The sequence below is a fragment of the Shewanella surugensis genome (assembly GCF_023284005.1).
Lineage (GTDB): Bacteria > Pseudomonadota > Gammaproteobacteria > Enterobacterales > Shewanellaceae > Shewanella > Shewanella surugensis.
Window position 1 is genome coordinate 1 of record NZ_JAKIKS010000111.1, and the last position, 18,401, is coordinate 18,401.

Annotated in this window: 18 protein-coding genes and 1 pseudogene; 12 read left to right on the forward strand and 7 right to left on the reverse strand. The window is 39.4% G+C overall.

Annotation, left to right across the window (positions count from 1 at the left end; translation table 11 throughout):
* Positions 1-414 precede the first annotated feature (414 nt).
* A complete protein-coding gene (locus L2764_RS20775) occupies positions 415-894 on the forward strand; it encodes a YcxB family protein (RefSeq protein ID WP_248942260.1) in 480 nt (159 codons plus the stop codon).
* Positions 895-1,072: 178 nt separating this feature from the next.
* Here L2764_RS20775 and L2764_RS27855 read toward each other — a convergent pair whose 3' ends face one another.
* Positions 1,073-1,195: a hypothetical protein gene (locus L2764_RS27855; protein ID WP_283107097.1), complete on the reverse strand. Its 123-nt coding sequence runs from the start codon at positions 1,193-1,195 to the stop codon at positions 1,073-1,075.
* A 611-nt stretch (positions 1,196-1,806) separates the two neighbouring features.
* Between L2764_RS27855 and L2764_RS20780 the strand changes: the two genes are divergently transcribed.
* Genes L2764_RS20780 through L2764_RS20790 form a run of 3 tightly spaced genes read left to right on the forward strand, consistent with a single transcriptional unit; the run spans position 1,807 to position 4,169 of the window.
* A complete protein-coding gene (locus L2764_RS20780; RefSeq protein WP_248942276.1) occupies positions 1,807-2,166 on the forward strand; it encodes a DUF3019 domain-containing protein in 360 nt (119 codons plus the stop codon).
* The gene (locus L2764_RS20785) at positions 2,166-2,879 is read left to right on the forward strand and encodes a response regulator (protein WP_248942261.1); all 714 of its coding nucleotides are present in this window, start codon (positions 2,166-2,168) and stop codon (positions 2,877-2,879) included. The genes L2764_RS20780 and L2764_RS20785 overlap by 1 nt, the downstream gene beginning before the upstream one ends.
* 15 nt (positions 2,880-2,894) lie before the next feature.
* A complete protein-coding gene (locus tag L2764_RS20790) occupies positions 2,895-4,169 on the forward strand; it encodes a HAMP domain-containing sensor histidine kinase (protein ID WP_248942262.1) in 1,275 nt (424 codons plus the stop codon).
* On the opposite strand, the gene L2764_RS20795 is transcribed toward L2764_RS20790, so the two are convergent.
* Entirely contained in the window at positions 4,166-4,423 is a 258-nt protein-coding gene (locus L2764_RS20795; protein ID WP_248942263.1) for a DUF1289 domain-containing protein, read from the reverse strand. The two genes, L2764_RS20790 and L2764_RS20795, sit on opposite strands and share 4 nt — an antisense overlap.
* 257 nt (positions 4,424-4,680) lie before the next feature.
* On the opposite strand from L2764_RS20795, the gene L2764_RS20800 reads away from it, so the two are divergent.
* Together L2764_RS20800 and preA are read left to right on the forward strand one after the other, a co-directional pair.
* The gene (locus L2764_RS20800) at positions 4,681-6,030 is read left to right on the forward strand and encodes an NAD(P)-dependent oxidoreductase (RefSeq protein ID WP_248942264.1); all 1,350 of its coding nucleotides are present in this window, start codon (positions 4,681-4,683) and stop codon (positions 6,028-6,030) included.
* Between the two features lie 12 nt (positions 6,031-6,042).
* A complete protein-coding gene (preA, locus tag L2764_RS20805; protein ID WP_248942265.1) occupies positions 6,043-7,314 on the forward strand; it encodes an NAD-dependent dihydropyrimidine dehydrogenase subunit PreA in 1,272 nt (423 codons plus the stop codon).
* 92 nt (positions 7,315-7,406) lie between these two features.
* Here the strand turns inward: preA and L2764_RS20810 are convergent, their stop codons facing one another.
* From L2764_RS20810 to L2764_RS20825, 4 genes are read right to left on the reverse strand one after another with little or no spacing between them, the layout of a single operon-like run.
* Positions 7,407-8,363, reverse strand: a complete 957-nt coding sequence (locus L2764_RS20810) for a D-2-hydroxyacid dehydrogenase (RefSeq protein ID WP_248942266.1) — start codon at positions 8,361-8,363, stop codon at positions 7,407-7,409.
* A 31-nt stretch (positions 8,364-8,394) separates the two neighbouring features.
* Positions 8,395-9,177 carry a co-chaperone DjlA gene (gene djlA, locus L2764_RS20815; RefSeq protein WP_248942267.1) on the reverse strand — a complete coding sequence of 261 codons (783 nt, stop codon included), beginning with the start codon at positions 9,175-9,177 and terminating at the stop codon, positions 8,395-8,397.
* A gap of 58 nt (positions 9,178-9,235) precedes the next feature.
* Positions 9,236-9,904 carry an N-acetylmuramate alpha-1-phosphate uridylyltransferase MurU gene (gene murU, locus L2764_RS20820; protein ID WP_248942268.1) on the reverse strand — a complete coding sequence of 223 codons (669 nt, stop codon included), beginning with the start codon at positions 9,902-9,904 and terminating at the stop codon, positions 9,236-9,238.
* Entirely contained in the window at positions 9,901-10,923 is a 1,023-nt protein-coding gene (locus L2764_RS20825) for an aminoglycoside phosphotransferase family protein (protein ID WP_376708463.1), read from the reverse strand. The genes murU and L2764_RS20825 overlap by 4 nt, the downstream gene beginning before the upstream one ends.
* A gap of 150 nt (positions 10,924-11,073) precedes the next feature.
* On the opposite strand from L2764_RS20825, the gene lptD reads away from it, so the two are divergent.
* From lptD to L2764_RS20855, 6 genes are all read left to right on the forward strand, one after another.
* Positions 11,074-13,413: an LPS assembly protein LptD gene (gene lptD / locus L2764_RS20830; RefSeq protein WP_248942270.1), complete on the forward strand. Its 2,340-nt coding sequence runs from the start codon at positions 11,074-11,076 to the stop codon at positions 13,411-13,413.
* 124 nt (positions 13,414-13,537) lie between these two features.
* Complete coding sequence (surA, locus tag L2764_RS20835) at positions 13,538-14,845, forward strand: peptidylprolyl isomerase SurA (protein ID WP_248942271.1); 1,308 nt, start codon at positions 13,538-13,540, stop codon at positions 14,843-14,845.
* Between the two features lie 5 nt (positions 14,846-14,850).
* The gene (pdxA, locus tag L2764_RS20840; RefSeq protein WP_248942272.1) at positions 14,851-15,837 is read left to right on the forward strand and encodes a 4-hydroxythreonine-4-phosphate dehydrogenase PdxA; all 987 of its coding nucleotides are present in this window, start codon (positions 14,851-14,853) and stop codon (positions 15,835-15,837) included.
* Between the two features lie 13 nt (positions 15,838-15,850).
* Positions 15,851-16,654, forward strand: coding sequence for a 16S rRNA (adenine(1518)-N(6)/adenine(1519)-N(6))-dimethyltransferase RsmA (rsmA, locus tag L2764_RS20845; RefSeq protein WP_248942273.1), 804 nt, complete (start codon positions 15,851-15,853; stop codon positions 16,652-16,654).
* Positions 16,655-16,707: 53 nt separating this feature from the next.
* Positions 16,708-17,088, forward strand: a complete 381-nt coding sequence (apaG, locus tag L2764_RS20850) for a Co2+/Mg2+ efflux facilitator ApaG/CorD (RefSeq protein WP_248942274.1) — start codon at positions 16,708-16,710, stop codon at positions 17,086-17,088.
* Positions 17,089-17,090: 2 nt separating this feature from the next.
* Positions 17,091-17,924 (forward strand): symmetrical bis(5'-nucleosyl)-tetraphosphatase, encoded by an 834-nt coding sequence (locus tag L2764_RS20855; RefSeq protein WP_248942275.1) that lies wholly within the window; start codon positions 17,091-17,093, stop codon positions 17,922-17,924.
* Between the two features lie 92 nt (positions 17,925-18,016).
* Here L2764_RS20855 and L2764_RS20860 read toward each other — a convergent pair.
* Positions 18,017-18,280: pseudogene (locus L2764_RS20860) on the reverse strand (transposase); the annotation flags it as partial.
* Between the last annotated feature and the right edge of the window lie 121 nt (positions 18,281-18,401).

Sequence of the window (18,401 nt, forward strand, 5' to 3'; positions counted from 1 at the left end):
ATTTTTAGTCATTGCGATGTTCCTTTTGTTAATTGTTGATCGGCCAAGATCAATTAACAGGTTACATCGCAATGCTTTATCCTCATACACCAGAAACGACTATAGCTCTTAATGACATTCCCGTCATCTGATGTTAATGAACGACCATGACGGTTTTCTTGAGTAGATAACCTCGTTATTCTAAGTTGATTCTCAGTAACGCAGTATAAAAGACTTTCCTCATCGCTTTCAAATATTAGGAGCGCGTAAAAGTGCTCACTTCTGTGTTATAGTATATCAAAAGGTGCCTACATTCTTTCAATAATACACTTTGAATTGAACGACTTTAGGCACTATGAAAATATGCACTTTCAATGAGCTTGGGTATGTGCCCTTTCATCATAGGGCTTCATCAAAATTAATTATGAGTAAAAAATGACATCCTCCATTGAATTTACTAGCCAATATAAACTGGATAAAGACTATTACATCGAGTGCTATGAACAATCCGTCACAACCGATCTTTCATTGCGCCCCTATTACAAAGCAATCCTATTTTTACTGATTGGAACAGGCATGCTACTGACTCAATTAAACCCTTATGCTTCTTGGTTTTTAATTGGCCTTGGCGTACTAGAAGCCTTAGGCGTGAAATTTAATAAATCTTGGTGGTTGATGCGTCAAATGATCAGCAAAGCCGCCAATAGTGACGTTCTTCTGACAATAAATGAACAGAGCATTAAAATTGATTCTTATTATGTTAATAAAGAAATACTTTGGAATGAAATAAATAAAATAGCAGTGACGCAAAAAGGCTTCCTTTTATATCATGATAAAACCCGACACTATCTTTCCAATAAAAATTTAAATCATGATGTCATTAAATTTATATCTAATAAAACAGTATATAAATAAAACCCCTAAATTCAAATTGATAGACTGAGTAATAAATTTAATGACTCTCTTAAATATTAAGCATACCAACAAAATTAGAGAGTGCTAATGTTATGTTGTAAAAATAGAAACTGGAGATGATTGAGATAGGTTAGAAGAAGCAAGTATTTTCATCACAATACCGATGGGATCCCTCACCTTATACGTTAATGCTGATCCAGATTAAACGAGTAAGAATATTTGGGAAGTATTCAGGAATATACAAGGCTTCACTCACATGAATATTCGCTCTCAGCAAAGATTGCCACAAATAAAATAGCATTAAAAAAACGCCCTAGATAAGCTGTATCACTTTGCATCAAAACCCACATAAAGACTACGGAATACTGCTATAAATGATACTCTATGTCCTTACATTTTGTTCGATGACAAATCTTAAAGGCGTAATAATGAATTCTTATGCGTTTCAAGTTACCTTTATCTCTGACAAGAACAAACTAACCCATTAAAAACAACTAACTAACTTGTCATTAACTATAGGAGCTTCACTTTCATGCTTCAGAATGTAAAACAATCGTCAGTCATCACTGACTACACTTAACCCATTAAGCTGACCCGTACCACGATAATAAGTAGATTGAATAGCAAACAAAATACGATGAAAAATAAACATATCACGGGCTCTGCCCCAAAATTAACCAAGGTATGGCATGTTTTAATCATTTCAGTTCAGGCTTGTTTCTATCAATGACAATTTTCGATTAAAGGCTAAACTAAAAGAATGACACCTTCATATTGAAAATATTAAACATATAAAACGTGGCATGAACACACATGATTGCTTTATTTAAACACTGTCAGAAATAGGCTTTACGATTAGTGCAACGATCTATCATTAAATTAATATACATCACTCTTACGACTCATTTCCTTATGGGTGGAGAGGCTGTTGCTCACGAAAACAAAAACCAAGCAATATTACAACTATTTCCCGAGTTTTGTATTACATCTTCAAAGCAACTATCTTGTGATTTAAAGGTCGAATTAAAGTGGGAACTTAACCTTTTTAAACCAATATGCATTTTATCAAATTATCATGAACTCATGAAATGGTGTAATGACTCCCCACGAATAAAGTCATTGACGCTAAACATTAACACAGAAAAAGACATTCGATTCATTATGATAGACAAAGAAACAAATAAAACACTGGCAGGAGCCGAATTAAAAGTGACTCCTGCTTTAATGCCGAATTTAAGGCGAAATTTTCGCAATGCATGGAGTCTATTCTAATGGCCCTCCCTCAATCTAATCATAGAGTACTATTAGTTGAAGATGATATTCGTCTTGCTAACTTAATCGTGGATTATTTAAAATCACATGGAATGCACGTCGAAGTCGAGCGCCGAGGCGATACGGTGTTAAAACGCTTGATCCATTACAAACCTGAGATCATCATTTTAGATATCATGTTACCTGGAATGGATGGCTTAACACTGTGCGAAAAATTACCTGATTATTTTTCTGGCCCTATCCTTTTGATGAGTGCTCTCGCCTCAAATGAAGATCAAATTAAAGGTTTAGAAATGGGAGCTGATGATTATGTTGTGAAGCCTGTCGATCCTGCATTACTGTTAGCCCGAATTAATAATTTACTCAAAAGAAAACTGCAACCACAAAAAGCAGAATCTCATTGTTTAAGTTTTGGTAAGTTAAGTATCGATCCCCACACTCAAGTCATACGCTTAGGTCAAATAGAAATTGATTTGACTAATCATGAGTTTGAATTGTTATGGTTATTAGCTTCTCAAGCTGGACAAGTATTAAGTAGACAGTATATATACCAATACTTACTCAATATTGATTTTGATGGCAAAGACCGAAAAATAGATGTCAGGATCTCCCGTTTAAGAAAAAAACTAGGGGATAATATTGAAACACCGTTCAGAATTAAAACCGTTTGGGGACAAGGTTATCTGTTTGCACCTGAAGCATGGAATAGCTAATATTAGGTCCATGGAGTGAAGCGACTTTTTGTCAGTCTCTATCTCTTGCTCAGCCTAAGCTTTCTCGGCATAGGCTGGACATTAGATAGTATTTGGCAACACTACATCGATAACGGTGCATCTGAAAATGCCCCACTCGTGGCATTCGCGCAACTTCTATCTCAACTCCCTGAAGACAAACGCGCTTCTTACCTTAAGAAAATGACTCATACCCCTGATTTTCCACTAACATTACTCGATGCTAATCAAGTCGCTCTCGCTGATAAACATCAGCTCACTAACGACGCTGTCATTAGTATTGCCACAACACCGACAACTGAATTACATTTTGTCGCTGTGGGTGATCAAATATTAATGGCAGGTCCCCTCGATTTAGATCCGAATGCTAAGCTCAGAGGACTGTTCAATTTATTTTTTTACCTCTCCTTAGCACTGGTTTCATTAATATGGGTTTGGCCTTTATCGAGAGATTTAAAAACACTCCAATCTGCCGCAAAGCAACTAGGAATAGCAAAATGGGATACTCAAATTGTGTTATCTACCCGTTCACAAGTACATGAATTAGCACAAACATTCAATGATATGGCAAGTCATATTGCTCACCTTATCGATAACCAAACTCATTTACTCAATGCCGTCTCACATGAAATTCGAACTCCGCTATCTCGATTGAAATTTGCACTCGCTCTGATGTCTCAATATGCTCGCTCTCATATCCCGAATCAAAGCCAACTTTCTGACAACATTAATCAAGATATTGATGAAATTGAAGCCTTATTGGAAGAACTGTTGAGTTACACCAGCCTAGATCCTCAATACGACCGACCTAAGTTCGAACACTGTGAATTAAATTTATTGGTTGAAAAAACAATCAAACGACTACAAATCCATCAAATCATCCCCATCACCTTTATTCCTTTGGCAACCCAAATAGAAATTAAAGCCAATGCCTTATTGATTGATCGTGCATTACAAAATTTGATCACCAATGCCCTACGTTTTAGTCAACAATCTATTATCGTAGAGATCAGCTGTAATAAAAAATGGATTCAAATATCAGTCATCGATGACGGAGAGGGGATCTCGAGTGCAGAACAAGACAAAATATTTGAACCTTTCTACCGCAGTAATAACAAGCATAAAAATGAGACAAGGGGACATGGATTAGGACTCGCCATAGTCAAACGCATCATGGAAAAACATCATGGAAGTGCGACACTAGAAAGCCATCATGGCCAAACAAAGTTCAGCTTAAACTTACCATTGAACCTCCCGAGACCTATTGATTAAAAATCAAACTCATTATTATGCTGTGTCTTCTGCGGCTTTTCACTTGTCGGTTTTGCCTTTATAGCGGCCAACTGTCTGCGTCTTTTTCGTTGTTTGCACAATTTAATCACCCATTGCTTTTGATGATCTGAATAGTCAAGCCATTGAAAACGCTCATTACGACTTCGAAAACACCCCAAACAATAGCCTCGAGCATCGCTTTGACACACGCCGATGCAAGGACTGGGGACTTCAAAAAACTCTAATTGTTGCATTCAATAAAGATAACCTAACTTGTCAGAAATAGTTAAATTATTAAAAATAAATAACTATTCCATATAAGAATAAGCAGCTGAACTTTCTATAGAAGATAACAAGTTACCTGTATTTAAGCCGTCTCAAATTCAATTGACTAAACCGCCACATTCCCCTACAGTTGTAGTTCAAAAATAATACAACAATAATACAACAATAATTTAAATAACATAAAGTTAACTATCCTTCAAAGACCTAAAAGTGATAAGGAGAAGTAATGAGTGTGGATCACGATATTCAATCTAAGCGCCTTGACGCTATTAATATTTTAGATAATTTTAGCGATATCCACCCAGCACTAACAATGAAACAGGCATTAGTTGCCAGTGAACGTTGTTTATTTTGCTATGACGCCCCCTGCATTCAAGCTTGCCCGACACAAATTGATATCCCTTTATTTATTAAAGAAATTAATACAGGCAATGCCCATGGAGCAGCGAAAGAAATACTCTCAGCCAATATCCTAGGGGGTAGCTGCGCCAAGGTCTGCCCTACCGAAACCTTGTGTGAGCAAGTTTGTGTCAGAAATCTAAAAGAACAAGCACCTGTTAATATTGCATTATTACAAAGATACGCCATCGATCATTTAGACTCCTCTCAAGCCTATCCTTTCACTCGAGATAAAAACACAGGGAAACATGTCGCCATTGTGGGCGCTGGCCCTGCTGGACTGGCTTGCGCTCATCGACTCGCTCAAAAAGGCCATAGAGTCACTCTTTATGAAGCAGAAAAGAAAAGCGGAGGCCTTAATGAATATGGTATCGCTCAGTACAAATTACTTGATAACTATGCGCAAGAAGAAATTAATTTTGTATTAAAAATCGGCGGGATAACAATACAATATGAGACAGCACTGGGAAGCGACATCACCTTACAAGAATTACGTAACACCCATGATGCGGTATTTATTGCTATCGGATTAAATGCGACTAATAAACTCAATATTTCAGGTGAACAATTTAACGGTGTTGAAGATGCCATCGATTATATCAGCCAATTACGTCAATCGACAGACATGACAGATTTACCTGTTGGCCGTCGTATTATTGTTATCGGCGCAGGTATGACTGCCATCGATATCGCAGTACAAAGTAAAAAATTAGGCGCCGAAGACGTAAGTATTGTTTATAGGCGAAACCAAGAAAGTATGGGCGCATCCGATTATGAACAGGAACTCGCATTAAAACATGAAATTCACTTTATTTTTAATGCCCAACCCTATCAAATATTAGGCAATAATAAAGGTGTCACTCATATGCAGTTTAAACAAACTCAATATGACACCATGGGTAAACTCGTTGCCACCAATGACATCATCGAGCTCCCTTGTGACATCATTTTTAAAGCCATCGGCCAGCAATTTAATATATTCCCTCTTGCTAATAAAGATGATCCCAGACCGAAGCTAGATAAGCGCGGAAGAATTCAAGTGAATAGCCAATTTAGGACATCCCTTGATGATGTCTATGCCGGAGGTGATGCCATTGATGGATTGGATTTAGTCGTCGAAGCCGTCGATCATGGAAATAAAGCCGCAGCGGCCATTCATCAACAACTACAAGATTAATAGGACAACTTTATGGCTAAGTTAGCATGTGAATTCATTGGTATAAAATCCATTAATCCTTTTTGGCTTGCCTCCGCCCCCCCAACGGATAAAGCCTATAATGTTGTTCGCGCCTTTGAGGCTGGCTGGGGCGGAGTCGTCTGGAAAACCCTTGGAGAAGATCCTGGTGCTATCAATGTTTCCTCTCGTTACGGTGTCCATTATGGACAAAACAGGCAAGTCATTGGTTTTAACAATATCGAACTTATTACCGATCGTCCACTACAAACAAATCTAGATGAAATAACCCAAGTCAAAAAAGATTGGCCTGATAGAGTGATTATTGTTTCCTTAATGGTGCCCTGCGAAGAAGAGCCATGGAAACTGATCCTCCATAGAGTGGAAGCCACTGGAGCCGATGGCATTGAGCTTAATTTTGGCTGTCCTCATGGTATGCCAGAAAGAGGCATGGGCGCTGCAGTAGGTCAAGTACCTGAATATATTGAAAAAGTAACACGTTGGTGCAAACAATATTCATCACTTCCCGTTATAGTAAAATTAACCCCCAATATTACCGATATCCGCGCACCAGCAGAAGCAGCAATCAGGGGAGGCGCTGATGCAGTTAGCTTAATCAACACGATTAACTCTATCACTTCAGTTGATCTTGACACTATGTCACCAGAACCCAGCGTCGGTGGAAAAAGTACCCATGGCGGTTATTGTGGTCCAGCCGTAAAACCTATTGCGCTCAATATGGTCTCTGAAATTGCTCGGCATCCTGCTTCAGCGAACATCCCAATTTCGGGTATCGGGGGCATTTCAAATTGGCGAGATGCCGCTGAGTTTATTTCACTGGGCGCCATGAACGTACAAGTTTGCACCGCAGCCATGTTATTTGGCTTTAAAATCATTAAGGAAATGTGCAGTGGATTAAGTGACTGGATGGATAAAAAAGGCTATTTAAACATTAATGACTTTTGTGGTGCAGCCATCAAAAACACCAATGATTGGAAGTACTTAAACATGAATTATAAGCGTGTTGCGCTCATTAATCAGGATCATTGCATTCAGTGTGGACGCTGTTATGCCGCCTGTGAAGATACCTCACACCAATCAATCGCCATCACCGAAAAGGCAGGGGCCAGAGAATATACCATCATAGAAGAAGAGTGCGTTGGCTGTAATTTATGTCAAATCACCTGTCCTGAACCCGAAGCCATATCCATGATCGACATTGATACTGGAAAACCTCATCTCAATTGGACTCACGATCCCCGCAATCCTTTACGAGAAAAGCAATAAGTAATATTCAACCCATGAGCAGAGAAGGCGCTCCTATCTGCTTTAATCTTAAGACTGCAAGTCATATACCCTAGGGTACACATCCAACAAACTCATACTACACGATTGAGTACTTCTGGACCTTCAACATAAGAAATAAGATTACTCACCACAATATCGAGTAGCCTCTGGCGCGCTTCGACCGTGGCCCAAGCATTATGAGGGGAAATACAGATATTCTTCAGCTTAAAGAAAGGATGATCTAAAGAGGGTGGCTCTATCGATAGCACATCTAATCCCGCAAAAGCTAATTGCCCCTGTTTTAACGCATTAGCCAGTGCAATCTCATCAATAAGCTCGCCTCGTGAAGTATTCACTAATACTGTACTTGATCTCATTTTGACTAAGCTAGCCGTATTAATAAGCTGCTTTGTCGCCTCTGTCAATGGGCAATGCAAAGACAGAAAATCGGCATTAGCCCATATTTCATCTTGCGTCTGCCAACTTATTCCATTAGGTAAATCAATTAATCGCTGTCGTGTATTAACCACGACCTTCATACCAAACGCAAGCCCAATCTTCGCCACTTTACGCCCAATATCACCGTAACCTATCAAGCCAAGAACTTTATGTCTTAAAGAATGTAATGGTGATAAGGTAAAAGAAAAATCAGGACATGTTGACCAAGCATTATTCTTAACAGACTGAGCATGGACTGCGACTTGCTGAGTATAATTCAGTATGTGAGCAAAAACCATTTGTGCAACAGAATCAGAGGCATAATTAGGTGCATTGGTCACAACAATACCCCCTGCGCTCGCGGCATCTAAATCAACAATATTCGTTCCAGTGGCTAATACCCCGATGTAGTTCAATTGAGGTAGCTGAGATAATATTTCAGCGCTTAAGATCACTTTATTGGTTAAAATAACATCCGCATCTTTCGTCCTTGAAACGACTTCATCAGCAAGCGTTCTGTCATAACAGATTAATTCACCTAACTCAGATAAGGCTTGCCAGCTTAAATCGCCAGCATTGAGTGTAAAAGTATCTAAGATAACTATCTTCATTACTGCACCATTATTATGAAATTAAAAAGTATTAGCGCATTCCACGTTCACTTTTCACTTTATCATAGGCCGCTTGAATATCCTGTGCTTTATTCTTAGCCAACGCCATCATTTCAGGAGGTAAACCTTTAGCCACAAGTTTATCAGGATGATGTTCATTCATGAGCTTTCTATAGGCGCGTTTTATATCTTGGTTAGAAGTATCCTTCGATAATCCCAGAATCGAATAAGCATCTTCGATTGTGGTTTTATTGGTACTGCCTCCATTTTGATGGAACTTAAATTCTGCTTGCCAACGCGCCAATAAAGCATCAAGTTGCGCTCCTGAATAGCCCAATTCTTGGGCTATCACCAGTAATACTGCATGTTCACTCGGCTCTAGCTTTGCATCCGATAATGCTGTTTGAATTTGAATTTCCAAAAACATTTGTACTAATTCTCGACGCCCCATGGCAATCATTCTAAATGTTCTTAATTTTTCTTTAATATCAAAATGATCGGATTTTCCTTCACCAAAAGAAGTTTGAGCTTCTCTCCTCGCTTCTCCTTTTAATTGCATTTGATCCATTAACGCTGTCGCCACACGAATATCATTCTGAGTCACCTGACCCGACGCTTTAGCCACATGCCCCATCACAGCAAAAGTGGTATTAAAGAAAAGGCGCTGCCGATTGGCGGCATTGGCAAACAAAGAGCTTCCACCACCTTGACTCCGATCATAAATATGGCCCAACCAAAGCCCCAGCAACCCCCCAAAAAGACGGCCGAGCATAAAGCCAATAATAAAACCAAAAACCTTACCAAAAATCCGCATTAATTAACCTTTAAAATATAAGAATATCTTCAACAAAAATGTCTTTATTCAGTCCTATTTATGATAACAAATAAGCTTGCCTTTCTTCTAGTGCTACAAGTCTTTCTACCGTACCCACATCGCACCAAAATGTCACCATATGTCCTCCCACAACATTGCCTTTTTGCATGCCATCTCTGAGTAAGCGAGCTAACGGAAATCGGCTTTTATGACATTGTAAAAATAACGCTGGGCGATAAAGACCTATCCCTGAAAAAGTCAATTTAAACAACCCTGAATCACTAATTTTACCATCCGATAAAGCAAAGTCACCAGCAAGATTATGGCAAGGGTTATCGACCAACCACACATAAGCCTGTTCATCTTTTTTCAACACGGGGATAATAGGCAATTCATCAATAAAGACATCACCATTAACAACCAGAAAAGGCTCATTTCCAAGAAAAGTGAGTGCTTGCTTAATCCCCCCTCCCGTATCTAACGCCTCTTTTTCATAGCTGTAATGTAATCTCACGCCCCATTTATCCCCAGAGCCTAAAGCCTCAGGTATCTTCTCACCTAACCAAGCGAGGTTAATGACAATATCTTTCACCCCAATACTCACAAGATTTTCAATATGGTAAACAATCAATGGCTTTTTAGCGATACAAACTAGAGGTTTAGGAATACAATCGGTTAAAGGCCTCAACCTTTCTCCCCTCCCAGCAGCTAAAATCATGGCTTTCATATCACATTCTCAGCTTTGTTCATAAATTGAGGGATCAACTCCAGTTCAACCCAAGAGCCAAATTCTTTAAGCTCAGGATAAGATAAAGCCACATCACGTATATAACCTAAGGTTAATGGAATATCAGCCAAATAAGCAGACTTCTGATCTCTATGATGTAGCCTTGCAAAGATCCCCACCGCCTTGATATGCCGCTGTAACCCCATTAAATCAAACCAACGTCGATACTGCTCAAGAGATATATCTGTTGAAATGTCACCGTTCAATCGCGCTTGCTCATAATGCTCACACATTAATTGACTAACAAGCTCATCCGGCCAACGTAAATAGCAATCTCTCAACAAAGAAACCACATCATAAGTGATCGGTCCAATAACAGCATCTTGGAAATCAATGAGATTCAAGGTATTATTTTTCAACATGATATTTCGGCAATGATAATCTCTATGCATACCCACTTGCGGTTGCTCATTAGCATTCTCTATTAAATGTCGAAAGACCGCTTCCAACATATTAAGCCTTGCCGTATTCAGCGTCATCGAAAGGTGATATTTTAGTAACCAGTCTGTAAATATTTCGAGTTCTTGACGAATAAACGCACTATCGTATAATGGTAGCTCCCTCTTGGCCGTTGCCTTTACTTTTGTAATATTATTAAGCAAATTGAGTGCAGTTTTATAATAATATTCAACATTATCACTATCTAAGATTGAAAATAATGACGTATCACCAAGATCATTAAGCAACATGAATCCATTTTGCGTGTCTTTCTCTATCACCTCTGGTACATTAATATCATTCTCAGCATAGATGTTTGCAATATCAATAAATTGTTGCAAAACTAATTGTTCTGGCGGTGAGTCTACTACTATATAAGAAATATCATTCACCACAACACGGAAATAACGTCTCACACTGGCATCACCTGAGATAAGCACTGGCGATAAGGCCATAGAAAAGGTGTTGTTTAACCACGTAGTTAGCTGAATAAATCTAGGATCTGACAAGGGATGCCTCATGGCTCTTAAATAAAAATTGCTTTATTATAACGACAAAAATGAAATAGCTAGAAAAATAGACATAAATATTTAGTAAAGTAGCCTTAAGAAGAACGGGATCTTTACCCTCTTTCAACCAGTTTGATTAAAAAGCAAAGTAACTAACCTAAGATGCAGATCCGTTATTTTCTGGCCATGAGCCTATTTCCAACATTAGTTTTAGCTGACAATACGACAGCAGCGCCTTCTTCGGGATCGATATGCATTATCGAGCCTAATCTGCCACGTCAAATTCCAACCTCGCCTTCTTCAGCTATCCAAGATCCTTCTGAAATTACCATTACATCAAATGACTCTCAGGCCCAATTAGGACAAAAAGCGATTTTTAATGGCGATGTTTCATTCATTCAAGGCGCGAGGAGAATTGCAGCCGACGAAGCCATTGTTGATCAACAACAGCAGAGCCTATCCGCTAACGGAAACTTAGTCTTTTCCGACGACAGTTTTATCGTCACTGCGGACTCCTTAGTCGCCCAAATGCGAAGTAATACAGCAACCCTTCAACGCACCAATTACTGGTTAAAAGGCCAACAAGCGCATGGCACGGCTGGCACGCTTGAAATAACCAAAGAAAATAACCTCATATTATCTCAGGCCACCATCACAACTTGCCCCGATCCAAAGCCCGATTGGGTACTTGAAGCGAATAAAATTAAAATTAATAGCAGTGAAGAGTGGGGAGAAATATGGGGAGCGAAATTAAAAATCGCCGATATACCCGTATTTTATTTACCCTATATGACCATCCCAGTGTCAAATAAACGCAAGTCCGGTTTTCTCTTTCCTTCTTTTAGCTCCAGCACAAGAAATGGACTCGAGTTTACCGTTCCTTATTATTGGAATATTGCCCCTGAATATGACTTAACGGTTACGCCAAGTTATATGTCTAACCGAGGACTCTACACCAAGAGTGAATTTCGTTATCTTACAGGCAGTGATAGCTCACCTCAAACAGGGCAATTAAACCTAGAATATTTAGGTAATGATCAATATGAAACTAACAATTCTGATCGGTATCTCTATCATTGGCAGCAACAAGGCAGTATCGGCCAAAATTGGCGAATGATGGCCAATTATACTGATGTCTCAGATGATAACTACTTTAATGATCTCCGCTCAGATATCAGTACATCGACTAATAATCAGCTCATTCGTGTTGGTGAGGCGAGTTATTTAGAAGAAAACTGGGATTTAACCACCACAGTACAAGACATCAAAGTGTTAGGTGAAAGTGATCAGCCTTATCAAGTCATGCCGCAGCTGGACTTTAATTACCGTGCCCCAGATGTATTAACGGGTCTAGATTTTGACTTGTTCAGTGAAGCCACGCAATTTAAAGATCAAAATTCTGGCAATTATTCTTCAGCGACTCGCGTTCACTTAGAACCCAGCTTGTCCTACCCTATACAGGGTCCTGCAGGCTCACTGACCACTGAAGTCAAGTTACTCCAAACCAATTATTCACAACAAGATAATACTGACTCAGCGCTGTCTGATAGTGTCAGCCGTACCTTGCCAGAAGCGCGCGTATCAGGCCAAATCAATTTTGAACGCTACACTAGTTATTTTAATCAAAATTATCGACAAACATTGACACCTCAATTTCAGTATCTATATGTTGGCTATCAAGATCAGTCAGATATTGGTCTCTATGACACCGCTGAATTACAAAATGACTATTATGGTCTATTCAGAGATCGACGTTACTCAGGCTTAGATAGAATAGCAGACGCGAACCAAATGACAGTAGGGGTAACCACTAAGCTATTCAATACACAAAATCGAGAAATTTTTAAATTTAGCCTCGGTCAAATTATGTATTTTCAAGACAGTCAGGTCATTTCTGAATATAGCAATACCACCAATACAACAACAAGCAGTTCTACATTAGCCTCCGATATCTCGGCTCAACTTTATAATGATTGGTTTATCAATGGTTCCGTTCAATACAACACACAAAATAATTCAAACACTAAAAATGAAGTCTCACTAGATTATCGTCCTGCACCCAATAAATTATTACAAGTCAGTTATCGCTATGTACCTAATCTTGTTAATACCAATACAGGCGTAACCTCCGATATTTCTCAAACGGGTTTCCGTGCTGCTTGGCCAATAACGGACAGCATATCACTCGTCGGTAACTGGTATTATGATTTAAGTGAGAAACAAACCGTTGAAACCTACACCGGGTTTCAATATGATACTTGCTGCTGGGCTGTTAGGGTAACCTACCATGATCGAATTAAAACCTCTTACAGCAATGATACCTCCAGTGCTTATTTCCAAAGCGGTGTTTACTTAAACTTCATCATCAATGGATTGGGCGGTTCAACAACCTCGAGTAGCTCAAGTTCCTCAGGAAGTTCAACCAGTGGTTCTTTAGAGGCCTCAAGCATGTTAAAGAATGGATTATTTAATTATCGAAGCCCCATATATTTGAATAATTAACCTAAATCAAACGAGTTCATACTGAACCTCAACATGAACTCGTAGTCCAAACAGGATATAAAAGATCATTTCAACGATATAATGTATCGAAAATGACATTAACAAATGCCAAGGATTTTTGTGGATGAACACTTGTAAACGAATAGTAATAGCTTTTTTTTCACTCATTTTAATGAGCCAACATGTCACCGCAGCACCAATGCAACTCGATAAAATTGCGGTTCAAGTCAATCAAGGTGTGATTTTAGAAAGTGAAATCACCGACATGATGCAAACAGTCAAAGACAATGCTAAACAGAATAATCAATCTCTTCCATCTGATACGGCTTTACGCACTCAAATTATTGAGCGACTTATTTTAACGCGCTTACAGATGCAAATGGCTGAGCGTATTGGTTTACATATTGGTGATCTACAATTAGATCAAACCATCGCCAATATTGCGAAAGAACAACAAATGACTGTAGAGCAAATGAAACAGCAGCTCGAAAGTGAAGGCACTTCTTTTGCAGAATATCGTGAACAGCTTCGTCAAGAAATCACCATAGGTGAAATTCAACGTATCCAAGTCCAACGTCGGATCCAAGTCTCACCACAAGAAATTAGTGGGTTAGTGGAATTAATCAAAGACCAAGGGTTAAAAAATGTTGAATTTCAAATTGGTCATATTCTCATTGATGTCCCTAATAACCCAACCAGTGAACAACTCGAAGCGGCCAGTAAACGTGCCGCTATTGTTTTAAAACGCTTAAAAGAAGGTGCTGACTTTAAACGAACAGCCATTGCTTCATCATCAGGTCCTAAGGCGCTAGAAGGAGGTATTTGGGATTACATGAATATCAACGAAATGCCAACGTTATTTGCAGAAGTAGTCAAAGATGCGAAAAAAGGTGATATCATAGGGCCAATTAAGAGTCCATCTGGCTTCCATATTATTAAGGTCATGGATATCAGAGGTATGGAAACAAAAGAAGTTGATGAAGTTAAATCACGCCATATTCTGATCAAGCCATCTCCTATTTTATCGGAAGAGAGAGCGAAAGCCATGCTCGAAAAATTTCGGGGACAAATCCGCTCAGGAAAAGCAAAATTTGAAGATCTTGCTAGACAATACTCAGAAGATCCTGGCTCAAGTGTTAAAGGCGGTGAATTAGGCTGGGCTGATCCTAAAATTTATGTCCCCGCCTTTGCTCAAGAACTAGCCAGTTTAAAAGTCGGTGAAATTAGCGAGCCTTTCCGCTCTAGTCATGGTTGGCATATAGTCCAATTAGAAAAACGACGTAAAACAGATGCAACCGATCAATTTAATACCAATCGCGCCCATCAACTCATTTTTCGCCGCAAGTTTAATGAAGAACTGCAAAATTGGTTAGACGAAATGAGAGCAGAGGCCTACATTGAAGTATTTGAACCAAAAAACAATCGAGGTTAATCATATTGACGATTAAGCGAATCGCTATCACTCCCGGTGAACCTGCCGGAGTGGGACCAGAATTAGTTATTCAACTCGCTCAGCAGGCTTGGCCTGCTGAGCTTGTTGTGTGTGCCGATCCTGATTTATTAACCTCTCGAGCGAAAAAAATTGGACTCCCGCTCAAATTGCGTCCTTACCAGCCCAATCTCGCTCCCAAAGCACAAGCAGCAGGCACGCTAACCATCACACCTTTCCCACTCGTTGAAACATCGACATGCGGCGAACTTAATGAAGCGAATAGCCATTATGTTATTGATACACTAAACTACGCTGGTGAAAAAAACATGAGTGGTGAGTTTGATGCTATTGTCACTGGTCCTGTCCATAAAGGCATTATTAACCAATCAGGTATTCCTTTTAGCGGCCATACTGAATTTTTTGCTCACCAAGCTAACTGCCAAGATGTGGTCATGATGCTCTCAGCGCCAGGATTACACGTCGCCTTAGTGACAACACATATTCCTTTAGCCTATGTCGCAAAAGCCATTACTCGAGACCGATTACATCAAATTATCAAAATCTTACATCAAGATTTAATTAACAAATTTGCATTAATTAGCCCAAGAATTTATGTCTGTGGACTCAATCCCCATGCAGGTGAAGATGGCCATCTAGGCCGAGAAGAAATCGACACCATTATTCCGGCGTTAAATGAACTTAGAGAAGAAGGTATTGATATTGTCGGCCCATTACCCGCTGACACCTTATTTCAAGCAAAATACCTTGATGATGCTGATGTGGTGTTAGCCATGTATCATGATCAAGGTTTACCCGTTCTCAAATCAATGGGATTTGGCAACTCAGTCAATATTACTTTAGGCCTTCCCTATATCCGCACATCCGTTGATCATGGCACCGCCTTAGAACTCGCTGGAACAGGTAAAGCCGATACAGGTAGTTTTATCTGCGCCCTTAATACCGCCATAGAACTGGCTACAAAAAACAAGTAAATAAACAAAATTCATGAGTAATAAAGTACATTTAGGCCATACAGCCAGAAAACGTTTTGGGCAAAACTTTTTAACTGACCAAAATATCATTAATAGTATCGTGGGCGCCATTTCACCCGATAATGAGCATATCATGGTCGAAATTGGCCCCGGTCTTGGTGCATTAACCGAGCCTGTAGCCGATGGCATTGAAAAACTAACAGTTGTTGAGCTTGATAGAGATCTTGTTGAGCGATTAAAGTCTCACCCAACGTTAAAGCATAAACTTGTCATTCATCAAGGTGATGCCTTAAAATTTGACTTTAGTCAGCTGGTACAAAGCGATAAACAATTAAAAGTATTTGGCAATCTACCTTATAATATTTCCACCCCTTTGATGTTTCATTTATTTGAATTTTCGCAATATATCAAAAATATGCACTTCATGTTGCAAAAAGAAGTCGTATTAAGATTATCAGCAAGTCCTGGTACAAAAGCGTATGGACGTTTAACTGTCATGGCCCAATACTTCTGTCAAATAATGCCAGTACTCGAAGTGCCCCCAGGATCCTTTACACCCGCGCCTAAGGTTGATTCAGCCGTTGTCAGACTGGTTCCTTTTAAAACGAAACCATTTCCATGTCAAGATGTTGAAGTTCTCCGTCATCTCACCATGACCGCCTTTAATATGCGTCGGAAAACACTCAGAAATAACTTAAAACAGATCATCTCGGACGCTGATTTTGAGCTGCTAGGCATAGACTCAACACGCAGACCAGAACAAATCAGCGTCGAAGAGTACGTTGCGCTAGCGAATTTACTCTGTAATAAGAAATAATCACAGGAGGCGAAAAATCGCCTCTGACTTTAACACTCGCGTTTGGGGTATTTATGACCACACAGAGCTCCTCCATTAATATTGAGGTGACCACTAAATATATAGAAGAGCAATCTTCTCCTGAGGAAGAAAAATTCTTATTCAGTTATACCGTTAAGATCACTAATTTAGGCAATAAAGACGTCACATTAAAAAGTCGTTATTGGCATATCACTGACGGAGATGGTCAACATCATGAAGTACACGGAGATGGGGTTATCGGTAAAACCCCCACAATAAAACCTAAAGCCGCATATCAATATACTAGCGGCACTATGCTGAAAACACCGATGGGTTTTATGACCGGTCACTATAATATGTTGACCCATGATGAGGGCGAATTTAAAGCGATTATTCCTATCTTTCGTCTAGCTATACCAGGGCTTATTCACTAAACATGGCTAATTATTTCATTGGGGATATCCAAGGGTGTTTTGACGAATTAATGCTATTATTAGCGAAAGTAGACTTTAATCTATCCAAAGATACATTGTGGCTAGTGGGTGACTTAATAGCAAGAGGCCCAAAGTCACTAGAAACACTCAGGTTTGTCAAATCATTAGCAGGTTCTGCTAAAATCGTACTGGGTAATCATGATCTCCATTTATTATCCGTTCATGCAGGCTTCCATACCCCGAACCCAAAAGACAATCTCACTTCCTTACTGGCAGCCAATGATATCAACTTATTGATTGATTGGCTTAGGGAGCAGCCTTTATGTCAAATAGATACCGAACATCGTATTATAATGACTCATGCTGGCGTTCCACCTCAGTGGTCACTTGCAACACTACAAGCCCAAACCCAAGCGGTTAACAAACAATTGTCCGCACCTGATTACCTCAAGCTGATAAAAAGCATGTATCGCAATGATATAAACCAATGGCAAACAAGCCTGACTCAAAATGAGCAAGCCATTTATACCATTAATGCCCTGACTCGCATGCGTTACCTCTATCCTGATCAACGTTTGAATTTCAGTGAAAAATTATCACCACAAATGAATACCCAGGCTAATTTAAGCCCATGGTTTACACATCAATCCTCTTTACCAACTCAATATACTCTCGTATTTGGCCATTGGGCCGCCCTAATGGGGGATGTACCCTCCTCACAGCTCAAAGCACTCGATACAGGCTGCTGTTGGGGAAATAATTTAACCTTATGGTATTTGGAAAAAAATGAAAAAATCACCCAGAGACAACTCTTACACTCCGAAGAGGAATCTTAATATGAACAAATAAAATATATATCATACCAATCCCACTTATTAAGTGATCAGCTTCGGCTTGCTATCGCTTTAACTCTGTCCGTATTTAACCTAAACACATTCCAAGCCCTTGATACTTGCTCAACAATACCCTCATATCTATAGAAACAACGATTTGCCAGCTCTCTTTGTCTTAGGTATTGCCATACTTGTTCCATTGGATTTAATTCTGGTGAATAAGGTGGAAGCGCTAAAATAGTCAAATTATCAAACTCATCGGCGATATATCCCATATACCAGCTGGCTCTATCCATAATAATAACCGCATGCCTCTCCGGTAAAGTCGCATCAAATATTTGTTTTAAATGTTGCTTCATGCCAACTTTACCTAGGGGGCGTTGACAATTACGCTAACCAAATCATAGAAGCAGCTAATTGAAGCGTCCCTAAATAGTACTTAGCCTTTCTCTCATAGCGCGTAGCCACTCTACGGAACTG

Coding starts and splice junctions, on each gene's coding strand:
- L2764_RS20775 (WP_248942260.1), top strand. CDS start 415: ATGACATCCTCCATTGAATTTACTAGCCAATATAAACTGGATAAAGAC.
- L2764_RS27855 (WP_283107097.1), bottom strand. CDS start 1,195: ATGCTATTTTATTTGTGGCAATCTTTGCTGAGAGCGAATATTCATGTG.
- L2764_RS20780 (WP_248942276.1), top strand. CDS start 1,807: ATGGGTGGAGAGGCTGTTGCTCACGAAAACAAAAACCAAGCAATATTA.
- L2764_RS20785 (WP_248942261.1), top strand. CDS start 2,166: ATGGCCCTCCCTCAATCTAATCATAGAGTACTATTAGTTGAAGATGAT.
- L2764_RS20795 (WP_248942263.1), bottom strand. CDS start 4,423: ATGCAACAATTAGAGTTTTTTGAAGTCCCCAGTCCTTGCATCGGCGTG.
- L2764_RS20800 (WP_248942264.1), top strand. CDS start 4,681: ATGAGTGTGGATCACGATATTCAATCTAAGCGCCTTGACGCTATTAAT.
- preA (WP_248942265.1), top strand. CDS start 6,043: ATGGCTAAGTTAGCATGTGAATTCATTGGTATAAAATCCATTAATCCT.
- L2764_RS20810 (WP_248942266.1), bottom strand. CDS start 8,363: ATGAAGATAGTTATCTTAGATACTTTTACACTCAATGCTGGCGATTTA.
- djlA (WP_248942267.1), bottom strand. CDS start 9,177: ATGCGGATTTTTGGTAAGGTTTTTGGTTTTATTATTGGCTTTATGCTC.
- murU (WP_248942268.1), bottom strand. CDS start 9,904: ATGAAAGCCATGATTTTAGCTGCTGGGAGGGGAGAAAGGTTGAGGCCT.
- L2764_RS20825 (WP_376708463.1), bottom strand. CDS start 10,923: ATGAGGCATCCCTTGTCAGATCCTAGATTTATTCAGCTAACTACGTGG.
- lptD (WP_248942270.1), top strand. CDS start 11,074: ATGCAGATCCGTTATTTTCTGGCCATGAGCCTATTTCCAACATTAGTT.
- surA (WP_248942271.1), top strand. CDS start 13,538: ATGAACACTTGTAAACGAATAGTAATAGCTTTTTTTTCACTCATTTTA.
- rsmA (WP_248942273.1), top strand. CDS start 15,851: ATGAGTAATAAAGTACATTTAGGCCATACAGCCAGAAAACGTTTTGGG.
- apaG (WP_248942274.1), top strand. CDS start 16,708: ATGACCACACAGAGCTCCTCCATTAATATTGAGGTGACCACTAAATAT.
- L2764_RS20855 (WP_248942275.1), top strand. CDS start 17,091: ATGGCTAATTATTTCATTGGGGATATCCAAGGGTGTTTTGACGAATTA.